Annotated in this window: 21 protein-coding genes and 3 pseudogenes; all 24 read right to left on the bottom strand. The window is 37.5% G+C overall.

All coding sequences use genetic code 11. The features are described from left to right. Positions 1-366 precede the first annotated feature (366 nt). Positions 367-1440 carry a transposase gene (locus XMA127_RS01555; protein ID WP_217361974.1) on the bottom strand — a complete coding sequence of 358 codons (1074 nt, stop codon included), beginning with the start codon at positions 1438-1440 and terminating at the stop codon, positions 367-369. 2 nt (positions 1441-1442) lie between these two features. After that, positions 1443-2144, bottom strand: coding sequence for a Fic family protein (locus tag XMA127_RS01550; protein ID WP_173498864.1), 702 nt, complete (start codon positions 2142-2144; stop codon positions 1443-1445). An 81-nt stretch (positions 2145-2225) separates the two neighbouring features. Beyond that, positions 2226-3031, bottom strand: a pseudogene (locus tag XMA127_RS01545) (IS3 family transposase); the annotation flags it as partial. 53 nt (positions 3032-3084) lie between these two features. Continuing rightward, positions 3085-3417 (bottom strand): hypothetical protein, encoded by a 333-nt coding sequence (locus XMA127_RS01535; protein WP_173498862.1) that lies wholly within the window; start codon positions 3415-3417, stop codon positions 3085-3087. 221 nt (positions 3418-3638) lie between these two features. Further along, a complete protein-coding gene (gene galE / locus XMA127_RS01530; RefSeq protein ID WP_173498861.1) occupies positions 3639-4655 on the bottom strand; it encodes a UDP-glucose 4-epimerase GalE in 1017 nt (338 codons plus the stop codon). 3 nt (positions 4656-4658) lie between these two features. Beyond that, on the bottom strand, positions 4659-5210 hold the full coding sequence (locus XMA127_RS01525; protein WP_173498860.1) for a sugar transferase: 552 nt from the start codon (positions 5208-5210) through the stop codon (positions 4659-4661). Continuing rightward, positions 5198-6124, bottom strand: a complete 927-nt coding sequence (locus tag XMA127_RS01520; protein WP_173498859.1) for an SDR family oxidoreductase — start codon at positions 6122-6124, stop codon at positions 5198-5200. The genes XMA127_RS01525 and XMA127_RS01520 overlap by 13 nt, the downstream gene beginning before the upstream one ends. Before the next feature lie 137 nt (positions 6125-6261). Next, on the bottom strand, positions 6262-6408 hold the full coding sequence (locus tag XMA127_RS12025) for a hypothetical protein (RefSeq protein WP_371731495.1): 147 nt from the start codon (positions 6406-6408) through the stop codon (positions 6262-6264). Positions 6409-6513: 105 nt separating this feature from the next. Next, positions 6514-6606, bottom strand: coding sequence for a hypothetical protein (locus XMA127_RS12020; protein WP_371731494.1), 93 nt, complete (start codon positions 6604-6606; stop codon positions 6514-6516). Positions 6607-6615: 9 nt separating this feature from the next. Then, complete coding sequence (locus tag XMA127_RS12015; protein ID WP_371731493.1) at positions 6616-6783, bottom strand: hypothetical protein; 168 nt, start codon at positions 6781-6783, stop codon at positions 6616-6618. 22 nt (positions 6784-6805) lie between these two features. Further along, a complete protein-coding gene (locus XMA127_RS01510; RefSeq protein WP_173498858.1) occupies positions 6806-7564 on the bottom strand; it encodes a glycosyltransferase family 2 protein in 759 nt (252 codons plus the stop codon). Beyond that, complete coding sequence (locus tag XMA127_RS01505) at positions 7561-8664, bottom strand: glycosyltransferase family 4 protein (protein ID WP_173498857.1); 1104 nt, start codon at positions 8662-8664, stop codon at positions 7561-7563. The genes XMA127_RS01510 and XMA127_RS01505 overlap by 4 nt, the downstream gene beginning before the upstream one ends. Next, complete coding sequence (locus XMA127_RS01500) at positions 8664-9719, bottom strand: glycosyltransferase family 4 protein (protein WP_173498856.1); 1056 nt, start codon at positions 9717-9719, stop codon at positions 8664-8666. The genes XMA127_RS01505 and XMA127_RS01500 overlap by 1 nt, the downstream gene beginning before the upstream one ends. Then, on the bottom strand, positions 9716-10753 hold the full coding sequence (locus tag XMA127_RS01495; RefSeq protein WP_173498855.1) for a DUF563 domain-containing protein: 1038 nt from the start codon (positions 10751-10753) through the stop codon (positions 9716-9718). Before XMA127_RS01495 ends, XMA127_RS01500 begins: the two co-directional genes overlap by 4 nt. A 1-nt stretch (position 10754) precedes the next feature. Next, positions 10755-11558: a hypothetical protein gene (locus XMA127_RS01490; protein WP_173498854.1), complete on the bottom strand. Its 804-nt coding sequence runs from the start codon at positions 11556-11558 to the stop codon at positions 10755-10757. 1 nt (position 11559) lies between these two features. Beyond that, the gene (locus tag XMA127_RS01485) at positions 11560-12732 is read right to left on the bottom strand and encodes an oligosaccharide repeat unit polymerase (protein WP_173498853.1); all 1173 of its coding nucleotides are present in this window, start codon (positions 12730-12732) and stop codon (positions 11560-11562) included. Further along, on the bottom strand, positions 12725-14059 hold the full coding sequence (locus tag XMA127_RS01480) for a flippase (protein WP_173498852.1): 1335 nt from the start codon (positions 14057-14059) through the stop codon (positions 12725-12727). Before XMA127_RS01480 ends, XMA127_RS01485 begins: the two co-directional genes overlap by 8 nt. Before the next feature lie 406 nt (positions 14060-14465). Then, positions 14466-14755: pseudogene (locus tag XMA127_RS11825) on the bottom strand (transposase); the annotation flags it as partial. 14 nt (positions 14756-14769) lie between these two features. Next, positions 14770-14979: a sugar phosphate nucleotidyltransferase gene (locus XMA127_RS12010; protein ID WP_371731504.1), complete on the bottom strand. Its 210-nt coding sequence runs from the start codon at positions 14977-14979 to the stop codon at positions 14770-14772. Continuing rightward, on the bottom strand, positions 14939-15181 hold the full coding sequence (locus XMA127_RS12005; protein ID WP_371731503.1) for a sugar phosphate nucleotidyltransferase: 243 nt from the start codon (positions 15179-15181) through the stop codon (positions 14939-14941). Before XMA127_RS12005 ends, XMA127_RS12010 begins: the two co-directional genes overlap by 41 nt. A 4-nt stretch (positions 15182-15185) precedes the next feature. Beyond that, complete coding sequence (locus XMA127_RS01470) at positions 15186-15740, bottom strand: GDP-mannose mannosyl hydrolase (protein WP_173498930.1); 555 nt, start codon at positions 15738-15740, stop codon at positions 15186-15188. Positions 15741-15764: 24 nt separating this feature from the next. Continuing rightward, positions 15765-16091 (bottom strand): annotated as a pseudogene (locus XMA127_RS01465) (four helix bundle protein); the annotation flags it as partial. A gap of 35 nt (positions 16092-16126) precedes the next feature. Continuing rightward, positions 16127-17086: a GDP-L-fucose synthase gene (locus XMA127_RS01460; protein WP_173498851.1), complete on the bottom strand. Its 960-nt coding sequence runs from the start codon at positions 17084-17086 to the stop codon at positions 16127-16129. Positions 17087-17161: 75 nt separating this feature from the next. After that, complete coding sequence (gmd, locus tag XMA127_RS01455; protein WP_173498850.1) at positions 17162-18277, bottom strand: GDP-mannose 4,6-dehydratase; 1116 nt, start codon at positions 18275-18277, stop codon at positions 17162-17164. Between the last annotated feature and the right edge of the window lies 1 nt (position 18278).

Raw genomic sequence — 18278 nt, 5'->3', positions numbered from 1 at the left:
TCCCTCGACTACAAATGATTAACGTCGCATTCAGCGGCTGTGTGCTGCAATCTTTTGTTTACCTTACATCTCATTCTTAGCATAAAAATAAAATCTAGGTGCTTGTTGTAAACATTTGTAGCCAACTCATTAAGCTCGTCAATCTGAGTGTTCACGCAATCTGGTGATTCCCATTCGCCTATTAGGTGATCAGGCACAACACTAGCAATTATATGGATGTCCATTATATGCTTTTCGCAGACATCCTTTACGCCCAGTACTCACAAGATTTAGGTCGTCGAGAACTTTAATTGAGTCGACCAAATACTAAGGACCGTGGCCTACTCCCGTATAATCACGTTGAATCTCGGCCATATTGACCTACGCCTACCCCACCCTCAAATAGACCCAGCTAGCCGCTGCGATCCCTTTACTCCACTTCCTATTATGCCGCTGCGCATAATCACGAATTGAAGTAACCGACCCGGCACATGCACCATATTGATGACCAAAGGATTTAACGTGATCCAACCACTTATCTGGGTCTATACCCAGGCGATTCACCAATGGAGGCAATTTAGCATCAACAGAACCGCGCTTATCGGCGCGGACTAAACGGCCAGTCACATCTACCAAATCGAAATAGTCTTGAAGTGTGAACGGTAGAGCCTGGTGGATATCAATATGTGAACTGTCACTGAACGCCATTAGGGGGGCTTCTGGTAGCTTATCTAACTCAAGTTCCTCTTTTATAACCCGCTGCTTCTCTATTCGGCCTTCAAGTTTACCGATGTCTTCAACCAAATCTGAATGAGTCTGTGCGTAGTCATAAATACGCTGTTGAATAGAGGTAAAGTCACTGGTCACAACATCAGATTCAATAGCTGCGCGAACAGGGTTAAGGTCTACATACACCATACAGGAGAGCTGTGCAGCCTCATCCAATAGCGCCTGGGACTTAAAACGACCCTCCCAGAAACGCCCTTTAACACCCTCTTCCTCATTAGCCATGCGCGCTATGGTTTCATTCACCCCGCGCATAAACCAACTAATGTCATACAAACGTTCACGCCAAGTTTCAATCAACTCAAGCACACGACCTTCAGGCTCAACATATACTTGCTTGCAGACAGCCAACCACTGATCAACAAGCGTATGGCCGTTATAGAGCTGCATCCAGCGCTCAACCACCTCCGAGTGAGGCCAACTCTTCGCTCGTTCAGCATCGACATGAAGTACCGTATGGTAATGGTTGTCCATAATCGCATAGGCACACACATCAATAGCGTATACATAAGAGAGAAAGCGTAAACGCGAAACAATCCACTGTTTACGATGATCGAAATTTTCACCCGAAACATGATCAGAGCCACACAAATAAGCACGCCTTACACAGCGAACATAACAGTGGTAATAGGAAGTATCTTCCAGCGAGACCTGTGAAGCGCGAGCAACAGTCATAGCTATACTCCCTCGGACATAATCTTAACGACGCGACGATCAATACAAGTGCGCATAAAACGATTCATCGCAGACTGATCTCCAGATTCATAAAAATCGAGCATCAACTGGTTAAACTCTAACTGACGAGAAGCAGGAAGATTAAGCGCAGGATAACCATTAGATAATAGAATCCCGTTCATCATAAGACGCCCCGTACGCTTGTTCACATCATAAAAGAACTGCTGACGCGCCATGGTAAGAAACACAAAAATTGCGCGATCATATACATCAACAATTTCGCTAGCTGTAGCAACCATCTCTTCAAACAAAGATGATAACAGCGCAGCATCTGGCGGCATGTAAGATGTACCCGCAATGGTTACACCACTAGAGCGGAATTTACCCCACTCTAAAGCCTCTTCTTTACCGGCAACTTCATGGATTGAACATGCAAAATTAGAAGCGAGCTCAAACCCTCCCTCTTTGACTGATTTAAACAAATATCGCCAGGCATTACCTTGATTTAGGGTTATCTGCTGATCTGAAAGAGAGTGACCACCTACCGTTACACCCTCCAAAAGCGTCTGAACTTCAGGTAGCGTAATATTTATACCTTCAAGCAAGACAGAATCATGAACCAAAACACTGACCTCGCGCTGAGCAAGCATTAGCGCCGTTTCCTTATTAGGAATAATAGATTCAATAGAGACTAAGTCAGACATATGAGGATCCATGGATTTATGAGCTCAGAACAAAATAACTCTAGAAAAAATTATTGTCAATTTATGGGTGTCCTATTGTTTCATCATCAGAGCATCAATGACAAACTCTGCGCGCGGGTTATTCTTCATACTCCATCCGATAACTTGTCGGTTAAATAGATCTAATACAATCGCCAGATACAACCAGCCTTCATGTGTTCTGATATAGGTAAAATCAGTGACCCATGCCTTGTCAGGAGCGTCCACTTCGAACTCGCGTGCAAGGGTGTTTGGAACAACGAGGTTCAAATCACCTCCGCTAAAGCCTCTGTGCTTCTTGTAACCCCGTTGTGAGCGAATATCGTTCTGACGCATGATCCGATGAACTCTATTCTTTCCAACGCTTTCGCGATCGTCCTTTAGATCTTTAGTGATGTTTCTGTAGCCATAAGAAAAGCCACTCTCCGCCCAGAACTGCTTAATCTTTTGCAGAAGCCTCTTATCCTCTTTGGCCCGCTTAGATTCAGGTTGCTTAAGCCAGGCATAGAATCCGCTACGATTAACTTTAAGCACGCGACACATCGCTGAAACAGAGAACTTCTTGAGTCGGGATTTTATGAACGCGTATCTTTCCTTGACTCGGCTACAAAGAACGCGGCGGCCTCCTTTAAGATATCTCGCTCTTCGGTGACTCGCCTTAGTTCCGCTTTGAGCTTCCTGAGCTCTTCTTGCTGATCATTGATCGTATGATGCTGTGAACTTGTCGATCCATACTTCTTGAACCAATTGCGTAATGCGGGCTCTGAAACGCCAAGTCGACTAGCAACTTCACTCAGTTTGTAATTGCGTTCAGTGACCTGTTTGGTCGCTTCGATCTTGAACTCTTCGGTGTAACGTTTTGCACTCATGGATGATCACCTCTTGTTAGGCGTTATTCTAACGCTAACAGGTGTCTACAATACTAGGGGCTTGCCACCCATCCCAAGGTATCTTCTTTACCAGCAACAGCATGTAAAGAACATGCAAAACTAGCCGAAAGCTCAAACTCACCGTCTTTAACCGCTTTAAACAAATAACGCCAAGCATTACCCTGATTCAACGTTATTTTCTGATCTGAAAGGGTATGCCCACCGACCGTAACACCTTCTAAAAGGGTCTGAACTTCCGGCAAAGTCATGTTTATACCTTCAAGCAATACTGAGTCATGAACCAGAACACTCACCTCGCGCTGAGCAAGCATTAGCGCTTTATCTTTATTGGGAATGATGGATTCAATGGATATTGAGTCAGGCATAAAGAGTTCCATAAATTTATGAGCTCGCCACAAAATAACTCTGGTAAAAATCATTATCAATTTATGGGTGTCCTTTTATTCGATGCAAGGTACGCCAATGGAAAAGATTATGTTACGCGGTGGCTGGACCAGCGAATCAACAGTGATCCGTTATTTGAGAGCTTGGGACTTGATGGATTACTAACTAAAAGAGGCCTCTTAAGGAGCCTCAAGCGTCACAATCACTCAACATACCCATCTGGATTCATCGACTGCCAGCGCCAAGAATCTGCGCACATTTCAGCAAGGCCAAGTTTAGCCTCCCAGCCCAGAACCTCTCTGGCATAATTAGGATCAGCGTAACATGCTGCCACATCCCCAGGACGTCTATCTACAATCTCATATGGGATTTCTTTCCCAGAGGCTTTACCGAACGCGTTAACAATGTCTAGTACAGAATACCCTACTCCTGTACCCAAATTGACTTTCCATAAACCAGAGCCTTGTTCAGTTTTTTGTAACGCTCTGATATGACCATTGGCCAAATCTACAACATGGATGTAGTCGCGTACTCCTGTACCATCATGTGTATCATAATCACCACCAAATACCGATAACTTGGCTCGTTTACCAGTAGCGGTTTGTGTAATGAAAGGCATGAGGTTATTAGGAATACCCGACGGGTCTTCACCAATTAGTCCCGATTCATGTGCGCCAACGGGGTTAAAATAGCGTAAATTGACTATTCGCCAACTATTATCACTGTGATAAATATCACTCAAGATATTTTCTATCATGAGCTTTGACATACCGTATGGGTTAGTTGGTTTACCGGTTGGCATTGCTTCATTGAGTGGTAATGACACAGGATCACCATAAACCGTTGCTGAGGATGAAAACACAATCGTCTTAACATCATGAGCCGCCATGACCTTGAATAGCTGTAAACTGCCAAACACATTGTTTTCATAATACATAATCGGTTTAGCAACTGATTCACCAACAGCTTTTAAACCCGCAAAATGAATAACAGCATCAAAATCATGTTCAGCAAAAACATTATTCAAGGCGCCTTCATCTCGAATATCACCTTGAACAAAACTAACCGAGTCACCAGTGATCTGCTTGACGCGTTCCAATGATGTTAATGACGCGTTACTTAAATTATCAAAAACGACAGGAGTGTATCCATGTTCAATTAATTGGATGAGAGTGTGCGAACCAATATAACCTGCACCACCAGTCACTAAAATTTTCATTTGTTATTCCTTAACTGCGTCACCAGCGCCTGAGCCTGTTACTGTTTTCAGGATATATAAAAAGTAGTTTTTCAGTGTCATTTTTTTTATCATAATCGAATCTGTTTTAGCTAACTTAACTGGCGTCGACATATCAATGTTTTGGATCTGTGCTAAACCAGTAATACCTGGACGCACTGAGTAAACATTTTTACTGTCTCGAGCATCAATTAACTCTTCTTGGTTAAACAAGTTTGGACGCGGACCAACGAGACTCATCTCACCTATTAAAACATTCCAAAGCTGAGGAAGCTCATCTAGTTTGGTTTTACGTAAAAAAGAGCCCAATTTCGTAATTGAGGCTTGAGAAGCCAAGTGACTGGCAACAGATTTGGTTTCAACCGACATCGTACGAAACTTAACTAAGGTAAATGGCTTTTTATCTTTGCCAACCCGCTCTTGAAAGAACAAAGGGCTACCTGTATCAAATAACCCTATGACAAAAACAACAACAAAAATAGGGAATGCCAGCACCAAACCAAAAAGTGCTGCAACAAAATCAATCAATCTATACATTTTGCGAAACCTTCTTTAACAGAAAGAGGTGGTGTCCAATTAAGTGTTTCTTGGGTATGGGTAATATCGACGCGTAAGGACTCAGTCAGCCGAGAAATCATGTCTGACTTACCTGTTAATTTACCAATTAACTTAATAAACCAAACAGGTAGCGGAATCAATAGTGGTTTAACACCTTGGACCTCTGCCATAAGTTTAACCATGGCAGTCGTAGACAAATCATCCCCGTCTGAAACTAGAAAAGTTTGATTGGCAGCGTGTGGATGCTCGATACATACTTTGATTAAATCAACAAGGTTGTAAACTGATACTAGACTCCGTTTATTAGCGTTTATCGCACCAAATGGTAAGGGTAATTTTTTACCTACTAATTTCATGAGAGCTGAAAAGTTAGCTTTTACACCTTTACCATAGACAAGCGGGGGTCTAATAAAAACGTATTCCATAGCAGTTTTTTTCGATAACAGTAAAAGCTGTTGTTCAGCTTCAGACTTAGATAGACCATAAGCATCCTCTGGCATTCGTTGGTCTGAAAATTTAAACGGCTTCTCGAATGGTGTTTGTTCACCATTTACTTTGATCGAACTGATATAAATAAAGCGTTTCACGCCACTTTGTGCAGCTTGATGTGCAAGATTCAGTGTTCCTCTCACATTAACTGCTCTAAATGCTTCTAGAGGATCAGTGGCAGTATCATTCATAATGTGAGCGCGTGCTGCAACATGAATAACTACATCAACGTCTTGTAAAATTGGTGAATAATCTGTGCTGTCATCTATTGATGCATGAAGAAAATCATAATCACCAAGTGGTTTATTTCGGCCTAATAGCTTAATATGGAAATCTTTTTTTAGTTCATCTAAAAGGTGAGAACCAACGAAGCCTGAGAAACCAGTTATTAGAACTTTCGTCATATAGTATTTAGCCTAGGGAATAGTTTGATCATGGTGGGTTTGAATAAAAATAATGCTGTTATGTCAGAAACTACTGGAGCATAATTTGGTATAAATCGCGATAGATACAGTTATAAAAAATGTCTTAATCTATCTAATTAAAATCCTCTATAAGCTTTATACCAATCAACAAACTTAGCAATGCCGTCTTCGATTTCGGTTTGCGGTTTATAGCTTACGGCGGCTTCTAGGCGGGCAGTGTCGGCGTAGGTCCGTTTAACATCGCCGGGTTGCATATCCAGCATGATTTTCTGCGCTTGTTTGCCTGTTGCGGTTTCAATTGCGGCAATAAAACGCGAAAGCTCAATCGGTTCGTTATTGCCGATATTAAACAGGCTATAAGGAATATCTCAGACTGGTGGTTGGTCTTGAATTCGAATCACACCTTCGACAATATCATCCACATAGGTGAAGTCGCGCAGCATTTTGCCGTGGTTAAACACCTTAATCGGCTAGTCATTCATAAGCCCTTCCGTAAACAACCAAAGTGCCATATCCGGGCGACCGGCTGGACCATAAACGGTAAAGAAACGCAGGCCTGTAACAGGAAATTTGTACAGTATGGCATAGCTGTGCGCCATCAGTTCATTCGACTTGTTAGTCGCAGCATAAAACGACACTGGCAGATCGACTTAAACCTGTTTACCCCTTACGAAAAAACTTATGACACAACTTAATTGGCAGGCGTATCAATACAAACAGCATATTTGAATACACCTCATTCTTACGCAAAGCAAGAAGCAGCTCTTGAGAAGAAATCCAATAGCTTTTGAGCCCTGCGGTACTGACACCACCCTCTCGCATTCTGACCAGTGTTTGATTCAGTTTGATATAAGATAGTTTTTGAACAAACAATGCTCTTACAAGCCATTCAAAATCTGCTCCGATTTTATAGCCTAATTTGTAGTTGCCCACTTTCTCATAAGCCGAACGCTTAATAAAAGCCGCAGGGTGGGCAGGCATAAACCCAAATCGCATTTTCCATGGTACAAAATTAAACGAAGAATAAAAACGACGAGGCTTGGTCAAATCATCAGGCTGCACAAAGTCAATATTGCCTAACACCATATCCACACTAGGATTCGTTGCAAAGACTTTAACAACCTCAGCAATCACATAATCATGCGGATAAAAGTCATCCGAATTTAAAATACCTATAACATCCCCATTTGCTAACGCAAGACCTTTATTCATTGCATCGTAAATGCCATTATCAGACTCACTAACAAAATAAGAAATTTTATCGCCATAAGACTGCACAATGGAAACTGTAGAATCGACAGAAGCACCGTCAATAATTATGTATTCAATATTGTCATAGTCTTGAGATAGGACTGAATCGATGGCAGAGGTAATGAATGACTCGCTGTTGTAACAAACGGTAATTAAAGAGATTTTCATCGGCAATCCTTCAACGTTTGTTCGATTACCTTAACAATACCCGAACAATAGGCATCTTCAGAAAAGTTATTGCTAGCGTGTTCCACATTATTTACTTGATGGGTTTTCAATAAATCAGGTGAAGTAATATATCGTTCCATTGCCGCTACTAAGCTTTCAACATCAATTGGCTTAACCAACAAACCATTATCTTGTCCAACTAAACTTGGAAGGTAATTGTGGTCTGTGGTAATGATTGCACATCCAGATGCCATTGCTTCAATTATCGAAAGTGGTATAGCTTCACTTTTATAATAGCTAGGCAAAACAAAAACTGAGGAAGAATTGAGTAATTCCTGCTTTGCATCACCTTGAACCACACCAGCGTAATTCACATTAGTCAATGAACTTAAATATTTATCAAATAAAGACGACGTGTCACTTGCATCTAACTCATAATCACCAATAGGAGACCCTGCAATTCTAAGCTGAATAGCCGGATATTTTTGCTGCAAAATTTTGAAAGCCTCTAAAAGCAAAAAAATACCTTTAGTCTTCATAATATTAGACAAAAAAACAAAACTTACATTAGCAGAATTGGGCTTTGATTTACCTTTTAAGCCAACATTTTTACTATAAAAATTAGGAACGACACTAATTTTCATATTCGGGAAAATATGAAATTGACTACGCATTGACTCAGTGAGCACGATAGAATGCTGCACATTATAATATGCTTGATTTAAAACCAATTTATAAAATTTGGGCACAGAATCATAAAAACATTTAAAATCCGCTCCATGAAGATGGTTTACAACAGGAACATTAAATAATCTTGCGAACTGCAACAAAATCACATCCCGAATCGAGCCAAAAAAAGAACGCGAACAAGTAAAGTATATAATTTCAGGTTTAGCTTTAAATAAAAATACATAAAACAATCTAAAAAAAATAAAAAAACTTAAAATAATTTTTTTTGTAAGGGACTTACCTGTAAGATTAGTATTTATTATTGTTTTACTATTGACTGCAATCTCGGTAGCCTTTTTAAAGGCAATGGATTGCCCGTGAAACTTAGGCGGAATGGGTCCGAAAAACAAAACATTAAAGATTTTAGACATCACAAAAGGCTCATTAAAAACTTATCAAACCTATTACTCATATCCTGAGTATTATAAGTATTTTTAACGGTATTTTTAGCGTTATCAGAAAAAAGTTTTCTTTTATTAAAATCGAGTCTATAAAAATAATCTATCTGTTTTGCCAAATCCAAAGGAGACCCATATTCAAATGAAACACCATTAAAACCTTCCTCAAAAGCTGAATACTCTGGCATGTGAAAACTACTTTTATTATGCAACAAAACAGGCAAAGAATAGTTTAAAGCATGAATCAAACTTAAACCTACAGATCCTGGGTAGACGAATAAATCACATTTACTAAAGAGCTCAGATAAATCTTTCTCGTCGTAAACTGAACCAACTAAAGAAACAGGGATTTTATTATTTAAAATAATCTCTTGTACATATTTTTTAAGTGGGCCAGATCCTACTATATACAATTTTAAATCAAGTGTACCAATGTACTTAAAAGATTCTAAAAGCAATAAAATATTAGATTTTTCTGTCAATCTTCCAAGAAAAATCATTGTTTTGGTTTCAATGTAAGAATTACCTGGTTTTATGTAAGATTTAATTTCTTCACTATCAAGTCCATTATTCAATGCAATAATATTATTGAAATCGTTAAAATCTTTTAATTCATTGTCTGTGTATAACATAACTCCATCAGCCACTTTCATTATTTTTTTTCTAATGAATGTACCTAAGTTTGTACTTGTTGAAGACCTTCCATGCCCCCACCAAATAATTTTTACACCCTTAATTTTGCATATAATTAAAAGTATCATATAGTTTATGATTCTTGGGTTACCATTAACCACAACAATGTCGTCTTTATTATATATATTGAAAGGCAAATTACTATGCCAGAAAAAAAACCCAAAAATGGATCTAAAACCATTCGAAATATTCATATTCAAATCAGAATCAAATGTCGAAACATTTAAGAAATCCTTTTTAGTAGTATGTATGATTACATCCCATGAACTAGAGATTCTTTCAAAAAAATCGATTCTGTACTTAGGAACAGCTGGCTGAATTATATGTATTTTCAAAAAGACTCCAGTATAGATTCTAAACTATCAAGCGAAACCAAAATATTGCGATAACACTCTTCTGTTGACAAGTCATACTCTTCACCATGTAATCTTTCATAGGTATTATCTGAAATAGTAGAGTATAGAAGTGTTGTTTTCTCTTTACTGTATCCATAGGGAAACAATTCAAGAATTTTCGATGATTTTGAAAATATAATATTCGACATTGCACCACCATGGACGCCTATAATTTTTTTTGCATTACCAAACAAACTTATTTGTTGATTAATGGTCAATCCATCCATTTCAAAGCATGTATATCCATGCTTTATCAATAGGGATTTAACTTCATCTTCATTAATTAATTTGCGCCACTTTACATTTCCTCTTGTTATAAAAATTTTATCGGGAAAAAAACTCCTATCTGAAAGATGGTTTTTACAAAAATTTATAAAGGAACGAGTAATCTCTCTTGAATTAACTTGCACGAAATCATTATCAACAGAACCTGACTTAAAACGCTGGAAGTATATTATTTTTGATGATGTAACAGGCCCCCTAATAAACTCATAATCAATATTCAGACTATTGAAAAAAATTTCATGAAATTGTTTAGGTTCAATCTCTCCTATATATATATAAACCTTCCCATACGATTTAATTTTTGAAAGCTGAAAAAGAATAACAGGGGCCACATAGACAATAAAATGGCCATAATGCCCCGGGACTGAATTAGAAGCATAAACAATCGGATAGTTAACTTTTCTCACTGAAAATATTGGTTTTTTAAAATAAAACTTGAGGGAGGAGTAAGGCGTATGGTATCCGTCAGAAAAGAAGAAGATATATTTCATTAAAACATTTGAATAAAAATAATATGACTCACCTAGTTCATGTGTAACAATTTCATCATTACATTCAACTAAGACCTGGCGAACCTTCTTATTCTCAATATATTTAATTTTATAGCTTTCATTAAAAATTTTTGCAGTACTATTTATACTTTTTTTTAACTTTCTAAAAAAAAATTGAAAAATAACGATGTAATCCATATCAACCCACATAAAATCTTCTTATTGACTCATATACGTTCGAATCAAGGAATTCATTATAGTCTTTGAAGTAAAATTCTTTGAAGTATTTGTTTCTTATTATTCTTTTAAGGTTCGCCAATCTTCTATAAAACCGCTGCAATGAATTAGCTTTTATAAATTGGTAACCAGTAAGCAATGGATAAAAATCAATTTTCAAATTATTTTGATACATAAAATTAAGTAAAGGCTCATAATCAAGAGTCGTAGGGTAATCACCATGGTTAGTATTATCAACAATCAATCCCTCATAAGTGACTGTAGATATTGACAATTCGTTTCCAAGAAAACTCTGAAAAATCAAACATGGAAAGTGCCATGAAACATTATCGAAATCAGTAATAAAAGGTCTATAGTTAAACACTTTTTTATAAACCTTAACTGCAATATATAGAAATTGCTCATCCATCCCATAAGAAAGAAACCAGTCGCTTAAACTAGGAAGTCCTGCTATTTTTATGTTTTTTGAAACAACTGGCGAAAGTACTGCTGGTTTTTTCTTTAGTAGAAAACTTTCTAAGGAATTAATATCACCTTTTAAAATTCTTACATCTCCATCAATAAAACATACATATTCAAATTTATCAATATCAACCAATTCCTGCAAAAACTTCCTTCCTTCTGCCCACGAACTATTTGGAAGAAAATCACAACCATCAACTTTTTCATCCCAAGTTAACAACCTAAATTGCTTTCCTTTTAAAACCTTTTTAAAGTAATGCATTTCATTACTTTTCCCTTGTATGAGATATATTATATCTTTCATTTTATAACCTTTTATTTAGTGAACTAGCTAAATCAATAATATTATACAAAAATCTATAAGCCATATAACATATTATAACAAAAAAATAATACTCAAATGGACCTCTTATAATTGAGGGTATCATTAAGAAAAGCGCAAATGACATGATTAAAGAATGAGTACAAAAACTAATAACTAAATAAACTAAAAACAAACCGATAAAAAAAACAGGTCCAAAACTAATCAGGGATTCACCAATGAAAGTTACGGGTTTAGAACCTCCATTTTCATAAAATGATTTTGAATATAATTTTGCAAACTCTCTAGTGGAGGTTTCTGGTTTATTAGCCCATAAATCTCTAGGAATAAAAAATACTAATCCCTTGATCATCATGTTGAAATTGATGTGTTCAAGCGGCTCTTTTACCACTTGATCTACCAAATAATTCAAATCATCATTGACTATTGAAAAATCTGTTTCAATTTCTATGACTTGTACGATTAAATTCTGATCTATGTTTGCTAACTCTGTTAATGAATCATTTCTCATGCTGATAACGAAATATATAGAAAAGGAAATTCCTACCAAAACTGTGAAAAAAAGTAGTTTTTTTAACTTAAATTTGTCCATATATATAGAAAACATTAAAATCATTAACAAGAACAAGCTTATAAAGTCCCTCCTGTTGTCTGAAACGTATAGAAAAGATACTGCAACTAATATAAAAACCAACCATGAAAGTATTTTTTTGTGATATACAACAAAGAAAGCCATTACAAGGATGAAACTTATATATGGCACCCAAAACCATAAGACACAAACGGAAACCAACAGTGAAATAAATTCCGCTTTTTTAATCTCTCTCTTTTCCCCCAAGAACGGCTTTCTTATTTGCATATCCAAAATTGATATTTTTTTAGACACAAGCAAATAAAAAAACCCAAAAATAACATGTATATACATAACATTTATATAGTAACTTTTTTTATTAATATCTGATATGTCAAGATCTAGAGGTCTAAAAGCATGATAAAACTCGAAAAATATCATCAAAGGTCTAACAGAAAAGTATAAAATCCCAAATAAAATAAACCAAAATCTAAAATAATTTCCTTTCAAAAATGAGTTAAATCCCTCGACTACAAAAACCAATAAAATAATTAGAAAAATAACGATAGGTAATATCTCAAACATTTTCTTTATTAATATCATTTAATTTGAAAACAAAAACAATTCCTTTAATCATTAAAAAGAAATTCACTCTCGTTCTTTTCCAAACAAGATTCATTATTAAAATTGATGTTGTATAAGCTGCAACACTCGCATAAACGGCTCCGATAAGACCATATTTTTCAATAAAAAAGTAATTCAAAATAACATTTACAATTAAACCAACAAGAGTATTTAATAAAAAAAGCTTTTCTAAGCCTTCAGACACATACCACTTTCCGTTAATAACACCAATAAAAACTAGGATAGACAACCATATATAAATATCCAAAACACTTCTAGCATCAGCATAGTCATCACCATAAAGAAGGCTAATCAAGTTACCACTTATGAAAAAAATAATTATTGAAACAATCACTGCAATCCAAAAAATAAAACCATATAGAATAGATAATCTTTTGCAATATACATCATCTTTTGATCTAACATTTAATAATGCTGGAAATAATGATGCAGCAATAATCATGGGGATTGCATAGAAGGGCTCGATAATCTTTAAAGCTGCAGAATATATACCCAATTCATGAATCCCCAATACATCCTCAATTATAACCTGATCAATCTTCATATAAATGATAACAGCTAGGGAAGTTAACATGTATGGCCAGGATATTTTAAGCAGATTGAACATTTTATTAAAATCGGGATACTCAAGATTTAATGACCCGAATGTTCTTGTGTACGCAATGTAATTGAACAAGTAAAGAAAAAACACTTCCAAAGAAATTATAGCAACAAATACAAAAACATCTCCTGTCAACATTAACAGGACTAATTTCGTCGTACTAAAAATGATATTTAATACTATTTTATAAATTGAAATTATTTTCATTTTTACTTTCGCTTGAAAGTAATATTCAATAACACCAAATGGCTGCGTCAAATAAGATAGCGCCATAATAATTAACATTAACCCGATTTTTTCATGACCTTCAGGACTTTCAAGAAAAAAACTACTATATATATATATACATACTAAAAACAACAGAACGCCAAGGCATGACAAGTAAAATGCATTAGATAAAGTTTGAGTATGTTCTTTAGCATCAATGAAGTCTTTTGTTAATATTGCATCTAAACCTAGCTTACTAACACTTGAAAAAATTGCAGTTAATGCAATTAACAATGATAAAACTCCAAATTGTTCTGGGCCTAAAACTCTCACTATCCAAATACCGACAAACAAGCCTGTGACAATACGCAAGAACTGCTCTATCATCATCCAGCTGGTGTTTTTAAAGTAGCGAATGAAACCTTGATGTTTTTTTAATGTTTGTAGTTTATCAATCAACTTTTTAGCCTATTGTAGATAATGAAATCTAATCTTATACACTTCCTAGATAACCAGTTTTAACTATCAACCATTTAATTCAATTGTTTTTTGTAATCACTTAGTTTAATCACTGTTTACTATCCTTCAAAAACAATTGAAAGTTATTTTTGTAATATTATTACTTTTGTTTATTTTACTTAGTCTGATATCGTTAATCTGCTATGCTTTATCTATAATTTCGGGAGGGGGGGGGGATGGGTATGAGTTCAGCAACACTTGAGCTCTGTTTTTTCCTAGCGCTTAATAATTTAACCGAGTATCTCAAAAAATAAAGTCACGGAAATACCTAAAAAGTCCTGTTTCCTCGATTGCTTGACCAGAAAACCCCAAACGTGCTTAATTATGGTCAATTTTTGCTCATTTATCACCTGATTTTCATCAAAAAAGTGAATTCAGGCGATGTTAGAGACAAGTATCCTGCATTTTGTCGAATCAGTTGGTCAATTGTGAACACGTTTGCGATCGCAAACAGCATCGAAAGCTTATTATCATTCTTCGCCATTCTTCCATAGCGTGTTTTAGTAAAACCAAACTGTCGTTTAATTACTCTAAACGGTGCTCAACTTTTGCACGAAGACTCGATATGCCGTATTCAATGTTCAACGCGACTTTGTTTTTGCGTGTGTGCTTTTTCAAAGCTAAGGTTTTGCAGGGCGTTGCGAAATTAGTCAATTAACGCCAAATTTTAGTTCTTCTAGGCATAAACCCGCCTGCAAGCAAAATATTCTGAAATTCCAGTAAAAATTACCTTGGTCGATAATGGATTGCGCCGTTTTCTGTGATGGCTTTTCATGGAATGATTTAACACCCTGAACTAAGACACCGGAAGAAATCGATTCAATATAGCCAAAGTCTGTTGCAGGATAAGCGGGCTGAATTATGTTGAATGGAAGATAGTTGATCTACCGCTAGTAAATACTGTTCTTTATTCGATACAATCAAAATTTCATCAGAGACGGATTGGTTAAGAATAACTGTATTTTGAAACAACGACTTGTCATCGAACAAGCGCACAAACTGTTTAGGTAGCATCGTACGACTTAGAGGCCATAAACGCGTGCCCAAACCACCGGATAGAATAATATTAATAATGTCGCCATCTTTTTTTTAATTCGTCTATAAATACTTTGCTGAATCGATGAATGCTGTCATCGCTCTGAATCGTGTGCCAAGGTACCCATCGATAATTTTGATGTTGCTCTGTCGGAATATTGGGTAGGTTGTCTATTTCCAATCGAACCCAATGTGCGGCATTGATGTAATGCGTTGATGTCGTTTTATCAAAAACGTTGTCATTATAAAAATGATCGTATAGTCCCAGAAATTCTGCATTGTTGCGAAAAACGACAAAACCTAATTCTGACTGGCTTATGCGTTCAAAGGCCTTCTCCAACGATTCATTTTTATAAACCCGACCGCCTGGCACAAACCAATACCCTTTGGCCGGTGCGTTTTTACGCTCACCCACTAAAATTTGGCTCTGCGAATTCATAACCACTAGATCAATGGCAAACAGCGGTGCATTTGCCACAACCTGTTTGAAATCTTCTTTAGTGAGGGGTGAAGAGGTTTCAGTGCGGGGTGAAGTGCTCTCGCTGAAGTCGTTGTAAGGTGCATTTTCTTCTTTGACGTAATTCATCTTTTTGTGATCAAGGTGTTTTATTAAGCCACCGAGTTGAGAGAATGTTTGCTCAATTTTCATTTGTGTTGTTTGAATGTCTTTCAAATAACCAAGGTTTTGAGCAATCATTAGCTTGGTTTCTATTTCACTTAATGAGCCTCTTGCAATATATAGAAATCGCAAAAAATCTGCATCACTGCCGTTGGCCGCTCCTTCCGCAAGGTTACTTGGAACAGAAACTGCCGCCCGTCTTAATTAATTGGTTAAGCCAAACTTTTCTTCTGGAGGAAAACTTTTAGTAAGCTGGTAAACATCCTGAACAAGCTGCATCGCATTTTGCCACGCTCTTAACTCATAATGTTTCCTCACGCTTCACTCCTCACCAATCTCACTCTTCACCCATCTTATCCCCTAAACGAGTCCTGATTTTCTAAAAACCAAGCGTAGGTTTTGGTTAGGCCTTCTTCTAGGCTAATCTGTGCTTTCCAGCCTAAACGCTCTAGACGAGAAACATCCATCAGTTTACGTGGCGTACCATCTGGCTTAGACGTATCCCAGTGAATCTCGCCTTGATAACCAATCACCTTAGCCACCGTTTCAGTCAGCTCTTTAATCGTGCAATCTATGCCGGTGCCGACATTGATATGCGAAAGCATGGGCTGAGTTTCTTTTTGATAAGTTTGGGCATCTAAGTTCATGACAAAAATTGACGCTGCCGCCATTTCATCGACATACAAAAATTCGCGCATCGGCTTGCCTGTTCCCCAAGCTTCCACCTTGGGTGCCTTGGCAAGTTTGGCTTCATGAAAACGACGGATTAATGCCGGAATCACATGCGAGTTTTCAGGGTGAAAATTGTCATTCTCGCCATATAAATTGGTTGGCATGACTGAACGATAATTGCGCCCGTATTGACGGTTATAGCTTTCGCAAAGCTTAATCCCTGCAATCTTAGCAATTGCATAAGGTTCATTGGTGCATTCAAGCGTTCCAGTCAAAAGCGCATCTTCCTTCATTGGCTGTGGTGCCATTTTGGGATAGATACAACTGGAGCCTAAAAACAGTAAATCCTGCACATTGTTTTGATGGGCCGCATGAATGATATTGGCTTCAATCATCAGGTTTTCATAAATAAATTCAGCAGGATATTCGTTATTTGCTTGGATGCCACCGACTTTCGCCGCCGCCAGATACACCTGATCGATTTGATTGTTAGCAAAGAAGTCATCCACCGACTGCTGATTCACCAAATCTACTTGGCTGCGATCCGCCGTGATGATGTGATTATTGGAGTCTTGTGATAATTGACGAACAATCGCACTGCCTACCATGCCTTTATGGCCGGCTACAAATATTTTTTTCATATCATTCTCTTTGTGAGGCGTTAGAAGAGAAGAATGAGGAGAAAAGCGTAATCACACTTCACACCTCACCAACAATTACTCAACCGAAACTGCAACATCATGACCGTGCGACTTTAAGAGTACATTACGCTGTGCGACTTTTAAGTCTTCAGCCACCATTTCCGCACACATTTCTTGCACGGTAATTTCTGGTGTCCAGCCTAGCTTATTCTTAGCATTGCTTGGGTCACCCAATAATGTTTCCACTTCTGCCGGACGGAAGTAACGAGGATCAACACGAACAATCACATCACCAACTTTTAATGTAGGTGCTTTATCACCTTCAATCGCTACAACGGTGGCAATTTCCTGTTCGCCTTCACCGGAAAATTCAAGCGTAATACCCAACTCGGCAGCCGACCAGGTAATGAATTGACGCACTGAGTATTGAACCCCTGTCGCAATCACGAAATCTTCTGGTTGTTCTTGTTGTAGCATCATCCATTGCATACGTACATAATCTTTGGCATGTCCCCAGTCGCGAAGTGCATCCATATTCCCCATGTATAGACATTGCTCTAACCCCTGGGCAATATTTGCCAAACCACGAGTAATTTTACGGGTTACGAAGGTTTCACCACGACGCGGCGATTCGTGGTTAAACAGAATACCGTTACAAGCAAACATACCATAAGATTCACGGTAGTTAACCGTAATCCAGTAGGCATACATTTTCGCTACAGCGTAAGGCGAACGAGGATAGAATGGCGTAGTTTCTTTTTGGGGGATTTCTTGAACCAAGCCGTATAGCTCTGATGTTGATGCCTGATAGAACTTCGTTTTCTTCTCTAAGCCCAGGAAACGAATAGCCTCTAACAATCGAAGCGTACCCATGGCATCCACATCCGCGGTATATTCCGGTGACTCGAAAGATACTGCTACATGAGATTGTGCACCGAGGTTATACACCTCATCAGGCTCAACCTCTTTTAGAATGCGGGTCAGGTTAGATGAGTCCGTGAGGTCACCGTAGTGCAAAATAAAATTTGCATTATCTGTGTGGGGATCCTGATAAATATGGTCGACACGCTGAGTATTGAAAAGTGAAGCACGGCGTTTGATGCCATGAACCTCGTACCCTTTTGCTAATAGAAATTCTGCCAGATAAGAACCATCTTGCCCGGTAACACCTGTTATTAATGCTTTTTTCATA

Source organism: Marinobacterium sp. xm-a-127, from assembly GCF_013283425.1.
Lineage (GTDB): Bacteria > Pseudomonadota > Gammaproteobacteria > Pseudomonadales > Balneatricaceae > Marinobacterium_E.
This window is presented reverse-complemented; position numbering and strand designations above follow the sequence as displayed.